The sequence below is a fragment of the Sanguibacter sp. Z6_81 genome (assembly GCF_057180625.1).
Window position 1 is genome coordinate 98,042 of sequence record NZ_JBXUFV010000006.1, and the last position, 15,480, is coordinate 113,521.

13 protein-coding genes are annotated in these 15,480 nt (G+C 70.4%); 8 read left to right on the forward strand and 5 right to left on the reverse strand.

Annotated features, from left to right (window positions below; genetic code table 11):
• The first annotated feature begins 25 nt into the window (after positions 1-25).
• The 3 genes from nrdI (at position 26) to nrdF (ending at position 3,712) form a co-directional block, all read left to right on the forward strand.
• Positions 26-442 carry a class Ib ribonucleoside-diphosphate reductase assembly flavoprotein NrdI gene (gene nrdI, locus AC2AXK_RS14095; protein WP_484346025.1) on the forward strand — a complete coding sequence of 139 codons (417 nt, stop codon included), beginning with the start codon at positions 26-28 and terminating at the stop codon, positions 440-442.
• On the forward strand, positions 412-2,556 hold the full coding sequence (gene nrdE, locus AC2AXK_RS14100; RefSeq protein WP_484346026.1) for a class 1b ribonucleoside-diphosphate reductase subunit alpha: 2,145 nt from the start codon (positions 412-414) through the stop codon (positions 2,554-2,556). The genes nrdI and nrdE overlap by 31 nt, the downstream gene beginning before the upstream one ends.
• A gap of 178 nt (positions 2,557-2,734) precedes the next feature.
• On the forward strand, positions 2,735-3,712 hold the full coding sequence (gene nrdF, locus AC2AXK_RS14105) for a class 1b ribonucleoside-diphosphate reductase subunit beta (protein ID WP_484346027.1): 978 nt from the start codon (positions 2,735-2,737) through the stop codon (positions 3,710-3,712).
• 87 nt (positions 3,713-3,799) lie between these two features.
• Here nrdF and AC2AXK_RS14110 read toward each other — a convergent pair whose 3' ends face one another.
• Positions 3,800-4,366, reverse strand: a complete 567-nt coding sequence (locus AC2AXK_RS14110; RefSeq protein ID WP_484346028.1) for a dihydrofolate reductase family protein — start codon at positions 4,364-4,366, stop codon at positions 3,800-3,802.
• A 182-nt stretch (positions 4,367-4,548) separates the two neighbouring features.
• Positions 4,549-5,460: an FKBP-type peptidyl-prolyl cis-trans isomerase gene (locus tag AC2AXK_RS14115; protein WP_484346029.1), complete on the reverse strand. Its 912-nt coding sequence runs from the start codon at positions 5,458-5,460 to the stop codon at positions 4,549-4,551.
• 140 nt (positions 5,461-5,600) lie between these two features.
• Here AC2AXK_RS14115 and AC2AXK_RS14120 point away from each other — a divergent pair, with 140 nt between their 5' ends.
• Both AC2AXK_RS14120 and AC2AXK_RS14125 read left to right on the forward strand, forming a co-directional pair.
• Positions 5,601-5,891: a hypothetical protein gene (locus tag AC2AXK_RS14120; protein WP_484346030.1), complete on the forward strand. Its 291-nt coding sequence runs from the start codon at positions 5,601-5,603 to the stop codon at positions 5,889-5,891.
• Positions 5,892-5,917: 26 nt separating this feature from the next.
• Positions 5,918-6,748, forward strand: a complete 831-nt coding sequence (locus tag AC2AXK_RS14125; RefSeq protein ID WP_484346031.1) for an alpha/beta fold hydrolase — start codon at positions 5,918-5,920, stop codon at positions 6,746-6,748.
• Between the two features lies 1 nt (position 6,749).
• Here the strand turns inward: AC2AXK_RS14125 and AC2AXK_RS14130 are convergent, their stop codons facing one another.
• The gene (locus tag AC2AXK_RS14130; protein WP_484346032.1) at positions 6,750-7,187 is read right to left on the reverse strand and encodes a hypothetical protein; all 438 of its coding nucleotides are present in this window, start codon (positions 7,185-7,187) and stop codon (positions 6,750-6,752) included.
• A gap of 16 nt (positions 7,188-7,203) precedes the next feature.
• Positions 7,204-9,462 (reverse strand): coiled-coil domain-containing protein, encoded by a 2,259-nt coding sequence (locus AC2AXK_RS14135; RefSeq protein WP_484346033.1) that lies wholly within the window; start codon positions 9,460-9,462, stop codon positions 7,204-7,206.
• Between the two features lie 229 nt (positions 9,463-9,691).
• Between AC2AXK_RS14135 and AC2AXK_RS14140 the strand changes: the two genes are divergently transcribed.
• Genes AC2AXK_RS14140 through AC2AXK_RS14150 form a run of 3 tightly spaced genes read left to right on the forward strand, consistent with a single transcriptional unit; the run spans position 9,692 to position 12,994 of the window.
• Positions 9,692-11,026: a hypothetical protein gene (locus AC2AXK_RS14140; protein WP_484346034.1), complete on the forward strand. Its 1,335-nt coding sequence runs from the start codon at positions 9,692-9,694 to the stop codon at positions 11,024-11,026.
• On the forward strand, positions 11,026-12,027 hold the full coding sequence (locus AC2AXK_RS14145; RefSeq protein WP_484346035.1) for a DUF8094 domain-containing protein: 1,002 nt from the start codon (positions 11,026-11,028) through the stop codon (positions 12,025-12,027). The genes AC2AXK_RS14140 and AC2AXK_RS14145 overlap by 1 nt, the downstream gene beginning before the upstream one ends.
• Positions 12,028-12,061: 34 nt before the next feature.
• Positions 12,062-12,994, forward strand: coding sequence for a co-chaperone YbbN (locus tag AC2AXK_RS14150; protein ID WP_484346036.1), 933 nt, complete (start codon positions 12,062-12,064; stop codon positions 12,992-12,994).
• A 108-nt stretch (positions 12,995-13,102) separates the two neighbouring features.
• On the opposite strand, the gene glgB is transcribed toward AC2AXK_RS14150, so the two are convergent.
• Positions 13,103-15,424, reverse strand: a complete 2,322-nt coding sequence (gene glgB, locus AC2AXK_RS14155) for a 1,4-alpha-glucan branching protein GlgB (protein WP_484346037.1) — start codon at positions 15,422-15,424, stop codon at positions 13,103-13,105.
• Positions 15,425-15,480 lie beyond the last annotated feature (56 nt).

Below are 15,480 nucleotides of genomic sequence, written 5' to 3' on the forward strand. Positions count from 1 at the left end.
ACCCACGGAGGAGGTCGAGGAGCGCATGTCCGCTCTCGTGTACTTCTCGAGCGCCTCGGGCAACACCCACCGGTTCGTCGAGAAGCTCGGTCTCCCCGCCCACCGCATCCCCCTTCGACCGGCCGACGGCTTCTTGTGCGTCGAGCAGCCCTACGTCCTCATCGTCCCCACCTACGGCGGGGGCAACGAGGGTGGTGCTGTGCCCCGGCAGGTCGTGAAGTTTCTCAACGACGGGCGCAACCGCTCGTTGATCCGCGGTGTCATCGCCGCAGGTAACTCCAACTTCGGAGCGGCCTACTGCATCGCCGGTGACATCGTCTCCTCGAAGTGCAACGTTCCGTACCTGTACGGCTTCGAGATCCTTGGAACGACCGAGGACGTCCAGCGCGTCCGCGACGGATTGGCTCAATTTTGGCAACGACAGTCACAGGTCCCGGCGTAGAGACCGAGCTCGATTACCACGCGTTGAACGCGATGCTCAACCTCTACGGCCCGGACGGTGAGATCCAGTTCGACAAGGACCGACAGGCCGCCCGTCAGTACTTCCTCCAGCACGTCAACCAGAACACCGTCTTCTTCCACAGCCTCGACGAGAAGCTCGACTACCTCGTCGAGAACAAGTACTACGACCCGGCGGTCCTGGCGAAGTACGACCGCACGTTCATCACGTCGCTCTTCGACTTCGCGTTCTCGAAGAAGTTCCGGTTCGAGACGTTCCTCGGTGCGTTCAAGTACTACACCTCGTACACGCTCAAGACGTTCGACGGGAAGCGGTACCTCGAGCGGTTCGAGGACCGCGTCTGCATGGTCGCCCTCTCGCTCGCCGACGGCGACGAGAAGCAGGCCGTGGACCTCGTCGAGGAGATCATCTCCGGACGTTTCCAGCCGGCGACCCCCACGTTCCTCAACGCCGGCAAGGCCCAGCGCGGCGAGGCAGTCTCCTGCTTCCTCCTGCGCATCGAGGACAACATGGAGTCGATCGCCCGCGGGATCAACTCCGCGCTGCAGCTGTCCAAGCGCGGTGGCGGCGTGGCGCTCCTGCTGAGCAACATCCGTGAGCACGGTGCGCCCATCAAGCACATCGAGAACCAGTCGTCCGGGGTCATCCCCGTGATGAAGCTGCTCGAGGACTCGTTCTCCTACGCCAACCAGCTCGGTGCCCGCCAGGGCGCCGGAGCGGTGTACCTGCACGCCCACCACCCGGACATCATGCGGTTCCTCGACACCAAGCGCGAGAACGCCGACGAGAAGATCCGCATCAAGACGTTGTCCCTCGGCGTCGTCATCCCCGACATCACGTTCGAGCTCGCGCGCAAGAACGAGGACATGTACCTCTTCTCGCCGTACGACGTCGAGCGGATCTACGGCGTGCCGTTCGCCGACGTCTCCGTGAGCGAGAAGTACCACGAGATGGTCGACGACGGGCGCATCCGCAAGACGAAGATCAAGGCCCGCGAGTTCTTCCAGACCCTCGCGGAGCTGCAGTTCGAGTCCGGCTACCCGTACGTCATGTTCGAGGACACCGTCAATGCGGCGAACCCGATCAAGGGCAAGATCACGCACTCGAACCTGTGCTCCGAGATCCTCCAGGTGTCGACGCCGTCGACGTACAACGCAGACCTCTCCTACGAGCACGTGGGACGGGACATCTCCTGCAACCTCGGTTCCATGAACATCGCCAAGGCGATGGACTCCCCGGACTTCGCGAAGACGATCGACACCGCGATCCGTGCCCTGACGTCCGTCTCGGACCAGACGAGCATCGACTCGGTGCCCTCCGTCCGGCACGCCAACGACCTCGGGCACGCGATCGGCCTGGGCCAGATGAACCTGCACGGGTACCTCGCCCGCGAGCGCGTCTTCTACGGCTCCGACGAGGGCATCGACTTCACGAATATGTACTTCTACACCGTGGCGTTCCACGCGATCGCTGCCTCGAACCGGCTCGCGATCGAGCGGGGCCGGGCGTTCGGCGGCTTCGAGGACTCGAAGTACGCGACGGGGGAGTACTTCGACAAGTACACGGAGCAGGTGTGGGCTCCGGCCACGGAGCGGGTCCGCGAGCTGTTCGCACAGTCCGGTGTCGCCATCCCGACGCAGGACGACTGGCGGGCGCTCAAGGCGTCCGTCATGGCGCACGGGATCTACAACCAGAACCTCCAGGCGGTCCCGCCGACCGGATCGATCTCCTACATCAACAACTCCACGTCGTCGATCCACCCGGTGGCCTCGAAGATCGAGATCCGCAAGGAGGGCAAGATCGGGCGCGTCTACTACCCGGCGCCCTACCTGACGAACGACAACCTCGAGTACTACCAGGACGCGTACGAGATCGGCTACGAGAAGATCATCGACACGTACGCCGCGGCGACGCAGCACGTGGACCAGGGCCTGTCCCTCACGCTCTTCTTCAAGGACACCGCGACCACCCGCGACGTCAACCGCGCCCAGATCTACGCGTGGCGCAAGGGCATCAAGACGCTCTACTACATCCGCCTGCGCCAGCTGGCGCTCGAGGGCACCGAGGTCGAGGGCTGCGTGTCCTGCATGCTGTGAGGTGATGCCGCCCGGTTCGCGCCGGGCGGCACCTTCCGCGGACCGGGTCTTGTGATCGCCGGGCCGCTGCGGGGCCTGCCAGGCCCACCACGATCACAGACCCGACCCGCTCCAGGTGCGTGCGTGTCGCTCGAAGTTCCACAGGATCCTGCCTCGTGGCAGGAGAGGGAGTGCAGGAATGTCCACCGGAAAGCTCAAGCTGATCAGCCGCGTGTCGGCGATCAACTGGAACCGCGTCGAGGACGACAAGGACGCCGAGGTGTGGGACCGGCTCGTCGGCAACTTCTGGCTGCCCGAGAAGGTCCCGGTGTCGAACGACATCCAGTCGTGGGCGACGCTCACGCCGGCGGAGAAGGAGCTGACGACCCGGGTGTTCACGGGGCTGACGCTCCTCGACACGATCCAGGGCACGGTGGGCGCCGTGAGCCTCATCCCCGACGCGATCACCCCGCACGAGGAGGCCGTCTACACGAACATCGCGTTCATGGAGTCGGTCCACGCGAAGAGCTACTCGTCGATCTTCTCCACGCTCATCTCGACCCAGGAGATCGACGACGCCTTCCGGTGGTCGGAAGAGAACGTCAACCTCCAGCGCAAGGCGGAGATCGTCCTCAGCTACTACCACGGCGACTCGCCGCTCAAGCGGAAGGTCGCCTCGACGCTGCTCGAGTCCTTCCTCTTCTACTCCGGCTTCTACCTGCCGATGTACTGGTCCAGCCGCGCGAAGCTCACGAACACGGCCGACCTCATCCGCCTCATCATCCGCGACGAGGCCGTGCACGGGTACTACATCGGCTACAAGTACCAGAAGGGCCTCGAGAAGCTCAGCCCAGCCGAGCGCGAGGAGATGAAGGGGTACACCTTCGAGCTGCTCTTCGAGCTCTACGAGAACGAGGTGCAGTACACCGCGGACCTCTACGACGGCGTCGGTCTTACGGAGGACGTGAAGAAGTTCCTGCGCTACAACGCGAACAAGGCGCTCATGAACCTCGGCTACGAGGCGCTGTTCCCCAAGGACGAGACGGACGTCAACCCGGCGATCCTCTCCGCCCTGAGCCCCAACGCCGACGAGAACCACGACTTCTTCTCCGGCTCCGGGTCCTCCTACGTCATCGGCAAGGCCGTGAACACCGAGGACGAGGACTGGGAGTTCTGACCGCAGCCGTGGCCCCGCTGTCCTGACGCCGACGTTCCGACCCCTCGGAACGTCGGCGTCGTTCGTGATGGGTGACTTCGTGGTGGGTCACGGCGTGGTGCGTACCGCGTAACGCACAGCGATCGCACCCGAGCCGAAGCGTCGGTGGTCGAGCAGCTCGAGGTCGAGCCGCATGCCGCGCGGCAGCGCCGGCTTGCCGCCACCCAGGACCACGGGACACAGGACGAGCACGCACTCGTCGACCAACCCGTGCCGGAACGCCTCCGCGCCGATGGTCGCTCCGCCGATGCTCACGTCCGCGGGAGACGCATCCTTGAGCTCGTGCACCTGCGCCGGCTCGAAGCGCCGCTCCAGCCTCGTCCGCGGGGTCGACACCTCGTCGAGGGTCGTGGAGTAGACGACCTTGTCGGCATCGCGCCAGACCTCCGCGTACTCGCGGACGACCGCGGGAGCGTCGGCCAGCCAGTCGTCGTCCTGCCAGACGCGCATCGTCTCGTACATCCGGCGGCCGTAGAGCGACGTGCCGACGTTCCGCTCGTGCTCGTTCCAGAAGGCGTGGACCTCGTCGTCCGGCACCGAGTAGTCGAACGAGCCCGTCTCGTCCTCGAGGTACCCGTCGAGCGAGGTGTTGGCTGCGTAGATGAGCTTGCCCATGAGTGCCTCCGGCCGTGGACCTTCAGGGTCCAACCTGGGCGCAGGCGCCGTCAAGAGCATCGCCCGCTCACCCACCCGCTCGGGGTCGTCGGACACGCGCACAGGCCCCGGTCCACCGGGGGAGGTGGGACCGGGGCCTGTGCGGTGCCGGAGCTCTGCGGGGTCGAGAGCCGCGCGGAGGGCTACTCGGCGGCGAGGATCTCGACGACGAATGCGAGGTCCTCGTTCGCCAGCGGGTTGGCCGAGCCGCCGTACGCCAGCTCCTTCGGGATGACGAGGAGCAGCTTCGTCCCGACGGGCTGCCCGACGATGCCCTGGTCCCACCCGGGGATGACGGCGCCGGTGCCGATCGCGGTGGTGAAGGGCTCGCCCTTGTCGTACGACGAGTCGAACTTCTCACCGGTGGACACAGCCCAGCCGGAGTAGTTGAACGTCGCGTTCTGGCCGCTCTCGACGACCGGTCCCGTGCCCTCGGTGAGGACCTGGACGATGAGCTCGTCCGGCCCGCGGAAGGTGGGCTGCAGGGCGATGGAGGGGACGCCCGCGTCGTCGAACGTCACGGTCGGCATTCCTTCCCCGACCGTCATCGGGGGCAGCGGCTCGACGATCTCGAGGGCGGTGACGAGAGTCTCGCCCTCCTCGGGGCCCGGGGCCGCGAGGAGCAGCTGTGCGCCGACCTTCTGCGTGGCGAGCGCCTCCGCGAGCGTGTCGCCCGGCATCGCGCCGGAATAGGCCAGCTCCTGGGGCTGTGCGTCCCACGAGGACCCGGCCGACTCACCGGTCGAGCCGAGGACGGAGGTCCACCTGACCCAGGCCGTCCCGTCGAGCTCGGCGCCGGTGCCCTCGGTGACGACCCGCACGACCTGAGCGCTCACGCTCACCGGAGGCTCCAGCTCGATGGTCGGCTCGGTGCCCGGCTCACCTGTCAGGGTGATGGCCTCCACAGCGGCGATGTCCTCCTCCGTGGGCTCGGCGACCTCCGAGCTCGACTCGCTCGGTGAGGGGGAAGCCTCCTCGTCGGAGCTGCAGCCCGCGAGTGCGAGCGCGGCTCCGATGGTGATCGCGGTCAGTGAGCGAGCAGTGCGGTGCTTCAAGAGGTCTGTCCTTCGATGGATTCCGAGCGGCCGGGCCGCGGGGCCCCGCCACTGTAGCGCCCGAGCCTGGACGAGGGCTGGGCCGCGCACGGTTCGCGCCGGGATGTGCGCCGGGCCGGATCGAGCGGTGACAATGAAGGATGCCCTCGTCCCGCCGGTCCTCGCGCCGTCCCTACTCCCAGGAGCACACGCCCCTGGCTGTGGAGCGGTTGACCGGCGGCCGGCGGACCGAGATCCGCCGGGGTGAGGAATGGACGGTGCAGCCGGTCCGGGCGGGAGAGAAGGCGTACCGCTGCCCGGGCTGCTACGGGGAGATCGCCCCGGGTACCGCGCACGTCGTCGCCTGGGCCAACGACTCGTTGTTCGGGGCGCAGGCAGCACTCGCCGACCGGCGCCACTGGCACACGCACTGCTGGACCACGGCCCGATGACCGGCCACCGACCCGAGGGGACTGCGATGGACACGCTTGCTGTGCACACCTACCGCACCGCAGAGCCGGGTGAGCCGTCGCTCGTCCTGCTGCACGGCTTCCCGCTCGACCACCGGATGTGGGACGAGGTCGCCGCCCACCTCACGTCGGACATGACCGTGGTGGCGCCGGACCTGCCGTTCCTCGGCGCGTCGGTGCCGCTCGCCGGATCGGACGACGCGGCGGCCGGGCCGTCCCTGGACCGCAGCGCCGACGCCGTCGCTGCGGTGATCGCGAACCTCCCACCTGGACCCGTCGTCGTGACCGGACTCTCGATGGGCGGGTACGTGGCGCTCGCCCTCCTCGAGCGCCACCCGGGGCTCGTCCGGGGACTGGTGCTCGTCGACACCAAGGCGACTGCTGATGCTGCGCCGGCGCGCGCCAACCGGCTGCGGATCGCGACGGACGTCGAGACGCTTGACGACGTCGTCCCCGTGCTCGGGATGGCGAGCGCGACCCTCGGTGCGACGACCCGGGCGCAGCGCCCGGAGCTCGTCCAGCTGCTCGAGGGATGGATCGGGTCGCAGCCCGTCGCTGGTGTCGCGTGGTCCCAGCGAGCGATGGCGGCGCGCCCTGACCGCACCTCGGTGCTCGAGGAGTTCTCGGGTCACGCGGCCGTGGTCGTGGGGGAGGAGGACGAGATCACGCCGCTCGTGGACGCCGAGCACATGGCCGCCGCACTCGGTGGCGCCCCCGTGGTGACTGTCCCGGGCGCGGGGCACATGAGCCCGGTCGAGTCGCCGGCGGCGGTCGCGCTCGTCCTGGAACGGGCGGTCCACATGGTCAGCGGCGACGACGGGCGCGACCCGGCACGGTGAGTCAGGCGTCTGCACCCCCGCGCAGCGCGCGGTCGAGAGCCTCCCGGAGGTCGATCGACTCTCCGTCGCGCGCCCCCTGGCCGAGGACGAGCGGGGGATCGGACGGGACGAGCTGCGCGCCGCGGAACCGCGCCGCGAGCGAGGCCGGGACGGTGAGCACGTAGAACTCCCCGTCCGTCCCGATCCCGACGCTGCGGTTACGGCGGAGGTACCAGCCCTCGAGGTGGGTGCGGTACGTCGAGCGGCCGTCGTAGCTGCGCGCGACGAAGCGTTCCGTCGGGACGCCGGCTCTGCGGGCCTCGGTGACGAACCGCGCGATGAGCTTGCGTGCCTCCTGCGTGCTCGCTGCGCGTCGACGCTCGAGCTCGGCCGCCTGGTGGGCGGCGTTGCGGGACCGCTCCTCCCGCCACGCTGCAGCGGATGCTCCAGGTTCGCTCACGCGTGCCCCGTCCGGGTCAGCGGTCCGCCGCGGCGGGACCGGCCGGGGCATCGCCGGACTGAGACGACTCAAGCGCGCCGTCGGTGCGAGAACCCTCGGCCTCGGTGCCCGTCGCCTCGGTGCCCGTCACATCGGTGCTCGCCGTCCCGGTGCTGCCTGTCTCGGTGCTGTCCTTCGCGATGCTGTCGCCAGGGGTGCTGTCCGTATCGGCGGCGGGCGGCGCAGGCACGGGCGTGGGCGGCGCCGGCACCGGGGCGGGCCCGCTCGACGCGCTGGCGTCGTCGCGCTCGGGTGCTGCCACCGCGGTGCCCGGACGCGGGGCGGGCGCGGGGGTCTTCGTGACCGGTCCGGCCTTGCCGGACGCCGCCTTGCGCGCCTGCTGGGCAGGCGTCCCTGCCGCTGCGAGGGGCGCGGGGCGCTTGGACTTCGCCTTCCGCGGGGTCGCCTTGGCCACGGGTTCCTGGTCGGACGTGTCCGCGACCGGCTCGTCCGTCGATGTCGTTGCCGCGACGAACGACTCCTCCGCGGCCGCTGCCTTCTCCAAGGTCTCCGCGCTCGGGATGGCTTCCGCACCGAGCAGTGCCCGGAGCTCGTCGAGGTACGTCGAGATGGACTCACGCTGCCGGTTGAGCTCGTCGACCTGCCGCTGGGCGTTGCTGCGCTCGCGCTCCGCCTCGATGAGAGCGTCGGCCAGCACCTCGTCGGCCTGCTCACGCGCGGCGGACGTCATGGCCGCCGCCGCCCGGCGTGCCGTCTCCGCCGTCTCCTTCGCGTGCGCGTCGGAGTCCTTGCGGATCTGCTCGAACTGGGCGAGGGCGTCGGCCGCGCGCTTCTCGGCCTCCGCCGCGTGCCGCTCGGCGTCGCCGAGCAGCTTGTCGGTCTCGGCGCGCGTGCGCGCGTGCAGCTCGGTGTCGGCCAGCTGGGCCTGCTCGTGCTTCGCGGCGATCTCGAGCTGCGCTGCAGCAAGGGTCTCGCGCGCCTCGTCGAGGAGCCGCGTCGCTTCCGCCCGGGCAGCGGCGACGAGGTCCGTCGCCTCCCGCTGGGCCTGGGAACGCAGGGCGTCGGTCTCGATCGTCGTGCGCTCCCGCAGCTCCGTCGTCTCCCGCTCCGTGGTCGACCGCAGCTCGGCCGTCTCCCGCTGGGCGCTCTCGCGAAGATCGTTCGCCTCACGGGTGGCCGTCTCCACGAGGTGCGTCGCCTCGAGGTTCGCGGAGACGAGCTGCTCGCTCGTCGTGCGCTCGGTGGTCGTGCGCAGCTCGGCGAGGTCGTGCTCCTGCTGGAGACGTCGCGCCTCGAGCTCCTGCTCGACGCCGGTGCGCAGCGCCGCGATCTCGTTCTCCGTGGTCTGGCGGTGGGTCGCGAGCTCCCGGTCGAGCTCGGCCCGGCGCGCGTCCACCTCCTGCTGGACCACCGCGCGCAGCGAGGCCGCGTCGGACTCGGTCTGCTGCCGCAGCTCGTCCGTCTCGCGCACGGTCGTGGTGCGCAGCGTGGCCGCGAACTCCTCGGTCTCGCTCCGCAGTGCGGCCGTCTGCGCCTGCGTGGTGTGCCGGAGCTCGGCAGTCTCGGCCTCGGCCCGCTGGCGGAGGTCGGTCGCGTACCGCTCGGCCTCCTCGCGCTGGGTCGTGGTCGTCGCGAGGGTCGTCGACCGCAGCTCCTCCGCGTCGCGCTCCGTGGTGACGCGAAGCTCGGTGACCTCACGCTCCGTCGTGGCCCGCAGGGTGCCGAGCTCGCGCTCGAGCGCGGTGCGGCGTTCGGTCTCCTCGGTCGCGATGGACGTCCGGATACGGGCCGCCTCACGCTCGGCCGACCCGACGAGCTCCTCGGCACGACGCTCCGCGGACGTGATGGCCGTGTCGGCCTCGTTGGCGGCGGCCGACCGGACCTCCTCGGCCTCGCGGCGCGCCGCGGCGAGCAGCTCAGCCACCTCGTTCTCGGCGCGCGCCTTCATCTGGCCAGCCGTGAGTCGGGCCCGGCCGAGCGTCTCCTCCGCCTGGGCCTCTGCCTGGGCCATGACGTCGGTCGACTGCTCCTCGGCGGACCGCATGAGCTGCTCGATCCGTGAACCGAGCCCGGCGTACGAGGGCCGCTCGGTCTCCCGCAGCTTCTCCTGTGCTTCGGCGAGTGCCGCCGCGGTCTGCGTGGCCTGGCGGTCCAGCGCGTCCGCCCTGGTCCGGGCCTCGGTCAGTGCAGCCTCGAGCGACCGCAGGCGCCCATCGACCTGGGAACGGTCATAGCCGCGCATGACGACAGGGAAGATCGGACGATCGTCGGACACAACAGGCCTCCGTGGTGAGGATCGGGCATGCTCCGCCGAGCACAGGACGAGAGTCAGGTGCGGGAATGAGTCCTGACGGGGTGCCGTCCGGGACGATCGGCCCGCACGACCAGCGTATCCGCTCCGCGCCCACCGGAGCGCCCGATCGCGTGCACGGAGGTCGGGATGGCCGCGTGCTGTGCGCGCACCCGCGTTAGGCTGGATTTTCCACCCTCGAAGGGATTCATCTGTGCTGCACAAGATCGTGCCAGCCGTCCTGGTCGTGCTCGGGCTGCTCGTCGCCGGTCTCGGTGTCGCGTCCGGCACCGTCTGGCGCGCGAGCGACTCCGTCACGCTGCGGACCGGGTCGCAGGAGGACGTGACCCTTCTGCGGACCGAGCCGGGCCTGCTGGGTCTTGTCGACGACGCCGTGAGCATCCGCGCCGTCGCCGGAGACGACGACACCGTCGTCCTGGCGATGGGCCACCCGCTGGACGTCACCGGCTGGATCGGGACGGACGAGGCTCTTGTCGTCACGGGGGCGAGCGACTGGGAGACGTTGGACTCGGAGCTGGCCGAGCCGGAGCCCGCGACCGATGCGACGGCGGACCCGAGCGAGCAGCCGCTCCCCGAAGATCCTGCTGCCACCGAGGGCGAGGTCCAGGACGAGGCGGTGCCTGCTCCCGACCCCCAGGGGTCGGACATGTGGGTCGCCGAGACCTCCGGGACCGGATCCGCGACGCTCGAGTGGGACGCGTCGTCCGACGACGAGATCCTGCTCGTGGCGAGCGTCGGGGACTCACCCGAGACTCCCGTGCTGGAGCTCACGTGGTCCCGGACCGTGACGACACCGTGGATGTGGCCCGGTGTCGTCGTCGGGGCGCTCCTCGTCGTCGCTGGGCTCGCGCTCGGTGCGGTGTGGTTCCTGCGCGGGCGTCGTGAGCGTGCAGGCGACGGGACCGGGACGAGGGGCGGTGCGAGCGGAGGCGCGGGCACCACCGCTCACCGAGGCGCGACGAAGCCAGGCGCGACGAAGCCAGGCGCGACGACGTCTGGATCGACCCAGCCCGGATCCACCCAGCCCGGATCCACCGACCGCGGAGCGGCCAAGCCCGGTACGTCGCCGGAGCCGGGCGGGCCCGGCCACGGACCGAGCCCGGCGTCGCCGGCTCAGCGCGCGGTCGCGGCACCTTCACCTAAGAGCGATCCGGTGGCCGGTTCGGACGCGCCCCGCACCCCCGACGGCCCGCTCACCCGGCGCGAGCTGCGCGAGAGGGCCGAGCGCGACCGGATCGAGCGGGAGGAGGCCGAGCGGGCGGCCAAGCGCGCCAAGAGACCGTGGCCACGCACCGGGACGATCCCCGTCGTCCCGGCCCCACAGGTCCCCCGGCTGGCTCCGGAGGCGGTGCCGGCCGAGCCGGAGGTCGACCCGAACCGCCGGATCTGGCTACCCGAGGGCACAGCCTCCACTTCAGGGGGCGGATGGCGCCAGGCATGGGGGGTCCGCCCCGTCGCCGACGAGGACCCGGGACCGACGTCGAAAGGCGCCACGGACGACACCGACCGACGGGAGGGAGGACAGTGATGCGACGCCTTGCACGCCCTGCACGCTCTGCCCTGGTCGCCGGGATCGGCCTGCTCCTCGTCACCGGATGCGCACCGGAGCTGCCCACGTTCGTCGTGGGCGAGGTCACCGAGGCACGGCCGGCACTGAGCGTCGAGCAGAGCGCGGACGTCTACGCCGAGATCGGTGAGGTGCTGGCGGCCGCCCAGGAGACGCTCGACCCGGCTGTCCTCGACGCCCGGCTGACCGGCCCCGCCCGCGAGCTGCGCGCCGCCGAGCTGACCGTCGCGGCCGCGCGCGGGTCCGTCGACGCGATCACCGAGCTCCCCCTCAACGTCCAGTCGTACATGGTGCCGACGACCCCCCAGTGGCCGCGGACCGCGTTCGCGGCGAGCGAGCGGCCGCAGAACCTGCAGACCGAGCGGCTGCTCGTGACAGAGCAGGCGGGACCCCGGGAGAACTACAAGCTGTGGGGATGGTTGCGCCTCTTCCCTGGCGTCACCCTGCCCGAGTTCGCCGCAGCAGACGTGGGGTCCCCGGAGGTGCCCCTCGACGAGGCAGCGACGCTCGTCGTGTCCCCGGCGGAGGTCGTCCAGCAGTACGTGGACGTGCTCAACTCCGGGGACGCGTCTGCGTACGCCGCGTCCTTCGCCGTCGACCCGCTGCGCGAACAGATCACGACGCTGCGGGCAGGTCGTCAGGAGTCCGCCGCCGTCATCGCCGGCACGTACACCCTGACGTTCTCTGCTCCTGCAGGCGAGGCGCGTGCGCTGCGCACCGCCGACGGCGGCGCCCTCGTCGTCGCGAAGGTCACGTCCATCGAGACGCTCGCCGGCGAGGTCGGCGCGACCGTGCCGCCGTCGGCGACGGAGGGTGCCTTCACCGGCGGCGCCGCGGCGGCCAACTCCCTGACGACGGGCCGGACGGGGCTCGTCGGCATCCGCATACCGCCTACCGGATCGGTGGATCCGGTAGCGGTCGTCGGGAGCGAGCTTCTGACGACCTCGGCCTCTGTGCCGTAGCGGTCGACCCTCTCATCCACGGAAAGTAGGAACAATGAGTCTTCCAGGAGCCCCCGGCGGCCAGTTCGACGTGCGCGGCGCGGTGGACCTGTCATCGCTCGGCCGGCCCACCGCTCCGCCGCCCGGGGCTCCCGGTGGCGCGCCGGCAGCGGGCGGGTTCGTCGTCGACGTCACCGACGAGACGTTCCCGTCGCTCGTCCAGCAGTCGGCGAAGGTTCCGGTCGTCGCGCTCCTGTGGTTGCCGACGGACGCCGACAACGCCCGCCTCGCGACGGACCTCGCCGCTCTGGCGGAGGACTTCGCCGGACGGTTCCTCCTCGCACGCATCGACGTGACCGCGTACCCGCAGATCGCCCAGGCCTTCCAGCTCCAGGCGTTCCCGACGGTCGTCGCGATCCTCGCCCAGCAGCCGATGCCGTTGTTCCAGGGCACGGCTGAACGCGACCAGATCCGGGCAGTCCTCGACCAGGTGCTCGAGGCCGCCCAGGCGAACGGCATCACCGGTGTCCTCGCGGCGGGTCCCGGCGAGGCCGACGCCCAGCCCGAAGCGGAGCCCGAGCTCCCGCCGCTCCACCAGGCTGCGTACGACGCGATCGAGGCCGACGACCTCGACACGGCAGCCGCAGCGTACGAGCAGGCACTGAAGGAGGACCCGCGGGACCACCTCGCGACCGCCGGTCTCGCACAGGTGCGGTTGCTCCAGCGCACCCGGGACGCGGACCTCGCGGCCGTGCGCAAGGCCGCCGCCGAGGCCCCGACCGACGTGGAGGCGCAGCTCGCGGTCGCTGACCTCGACCTGCTCGGCGGCAAGGTCGAGGACGCACTGAGCAGACTGATCGAGCTCGTGCCTGATGCCCCCGACCGGGAGGTCCTGCGCCGCAGGCTCGTCGAGTACTTCGACCTGCTCGGCCCACAGGACCCGCGGGTCGGTCCCGCACGCCGGGCGCTGACGAACGCGCTCTACTGAGGGAGGCCGTCGACAGCGACGGTCGCCTGCCTGGACACGACGACGGCGTCCCTCCGAGGAGGGACGCCGTCGTCGTGCTCAGGGGCCCGTCGAGAACGGGCGCGGCTGTCAGTCCGTGCCGGTGAGGTCGGGAACGGCGCTGGCTCCTGCTGCGGCACGGTCGGCGACACCGACCACGCCACGATCGTTCTCCGGCGTCGTCTCCGGGGTCGTCTCCGTCACCTCGGGTGTGAGGAACACGGCGCCCAGCGGCGGGACCCGCAGCGCGGCGGAGTACGGCCGGCCACAGGCCGGGACCGGCTCGGACACGACGGCACCGAGGTTGCCGACCCCCGAGCCGCCGTACTCGTGCGCGTCCGTGTTGAGCACCTCGCGCCACACCCCGCCCGCCGGGAGGGCGACGCGGTAGCCCTCGTGCGGTGAGCCGGCGAAGTTCACGACGACCGCCATGACCCGGCCCTCCGCATCCTTGCGCAGGAACGACAGGACGTTGTGGTCGGCATCGTTGGCGTCGAGCCACTCGAACCCGGCCGGGTCGTGATCGAGCGCCCAGAGCTCCGGGTGCTCGCGGTAGACCGTGTTGAGGTCGCGCACCATGCGCTGGACGCCGGAGTGCTCCGGGGTGTCCAGCAGTCCCCAGTCGAGGCTGCGCGCCTCGGCCCACTCGGAACGCTGCGCGAACTCGTTGCCCATGAACGACAGCTTCTTGCCCGGGTGCGCCCACTGGTAGGCGAAGAGGACGCGGACGCCTGCTCGCTGCTGCCAGTCGTCTCCCGGCATCTTGCCGATGAGCGAACCCTTGCCGTGGACGACCTCGTCGTGACTGATCGGGAGGACGAACTGTTCGGAGTACGCGTACACCATCGAGAACGTCACCTCGTGGTGGTGGTAGCGACGATTGATCGGCTCAACCGCGAGGTAGCGCAGGGTGTCGTTCATCCACCCCATGTTCCACTTGAGGCCGAACCCGAGACCGCCCGCGTTCGTCGGGCGGGTGACACCCGGCCACGCCGTCGACTCCTCGGCGATGATCATGGCGCCAGGACTGCGGCGGTACGCCGTGGCGTTGGTCTCCTGGAGCAGTGCGATCGCCTCGAGGTTCTCGCGCCCGCCGTGGACGTTGGGCCGCCACTGGCCGGGGTTGCGGGAGTAGTCGAGGTAGAGCATCGACGCGACGGCGTCCACCCGCAGGGCGTCGACGTGGAACTCCTCGAGCCAGTACGTGGCGTTGGCGACGAGGAAGTTCCGGACCTCCGCGCGGCCGAAGTTGAACACGTAGGTGCCCCAGTCCTGCTGCTCGCCCAGCAGGGGGTCGGGGTGCTCGTAGAGGGGCGTCCCGTCGAAGCGTGCGAGCGCCCACTGGTCCTTGGGGAAGTGGGCGGGGACCCAGTCGACGATGACACCGATGCCGGCGCGGTGGAGGGTGTCGATGAGATGACGCAGGTCGTCGGGGTGGCCGAACCGCGAGGTGGGTGCGTAGTAGGACGTGACCTGGTACCCCCACGACCCGCCGAAGGGGTGCTCCGCGACCGGCATGAGCTCGACGTGGGTGAAGCCCATCTCGAGCACGTATGCGGTGAGCTGCTCGGCGAGATCGCGGTAGGACAGCCCCTGCCGCCACGAGCCCAGGTGCACCTCGTAGATGCTCATCGCCTGGTTGTGGGGGTCGGTCGCTGCGCGCCGGGCGATCCACTCGTCGTCCTGCCACGTGTAGTCCGAGCGGACGACGACGGAGGCGGTCGCGGGTGGCACCTCGGTGCCCTTGGCGAGCGGGTCGGCCTTCTGGTGCCACGAACCGTCGGGACCGAGGATCTCGAACTTGTACCGTGTCCCCTCGACGAGGCCGGGCACGAAGAGCTCCCAGACGCCCGTCGAGCCCAGGACGCGCATCGCGTGCGACGCACCGTTCCAGAAGTTGAAGTCGCCGAGCAGCCGCACCGCCCGCGCATTGGGTGCCCACACGGCGAACGCCGTGCCATGGACCTCGCCCATGGCGCTCGGATACGTCTTGACGTTGGCGCCCAGAACCGTCCAGAGCTCCTCGTGCCGACCCTCGCGGATGAGGTGCTGGTCCATCTCCCCGACGGTCGGCAGGAAGCGGTAGGGGTCGTCCACGACGCTGCTCTCGTCCCCGTACCGGACACCGATGCGGTAGTCGGGGACGCTGCCGTCCGGGGCGGGAAGGACAGCGACCCAGACACCGTCCTGCTCGTGCGTCGCGGGGTACTCGCCGGTGAGCGTGACGATCGACACCTCGTCCGCGAGGGGGCGCAGGGCCCGGACCGTGACCGAGACGCCGTCCTCCCCGAGGTGGGCTCCGAGGATGGCGTGCGGGTCGTAGAAGGTTCCACGCGCGATGGCGGCGAGGTCGTCGCTGGGGACGGGGAGCGGGGACAGCGGTCCCGTCCGGTGAGTTGTCGGTTCGATCATGGCCCTACCCTTCCACGCGCCGCGGGGGCGTGCACGCGCGAACCGCGGTGTCCTTC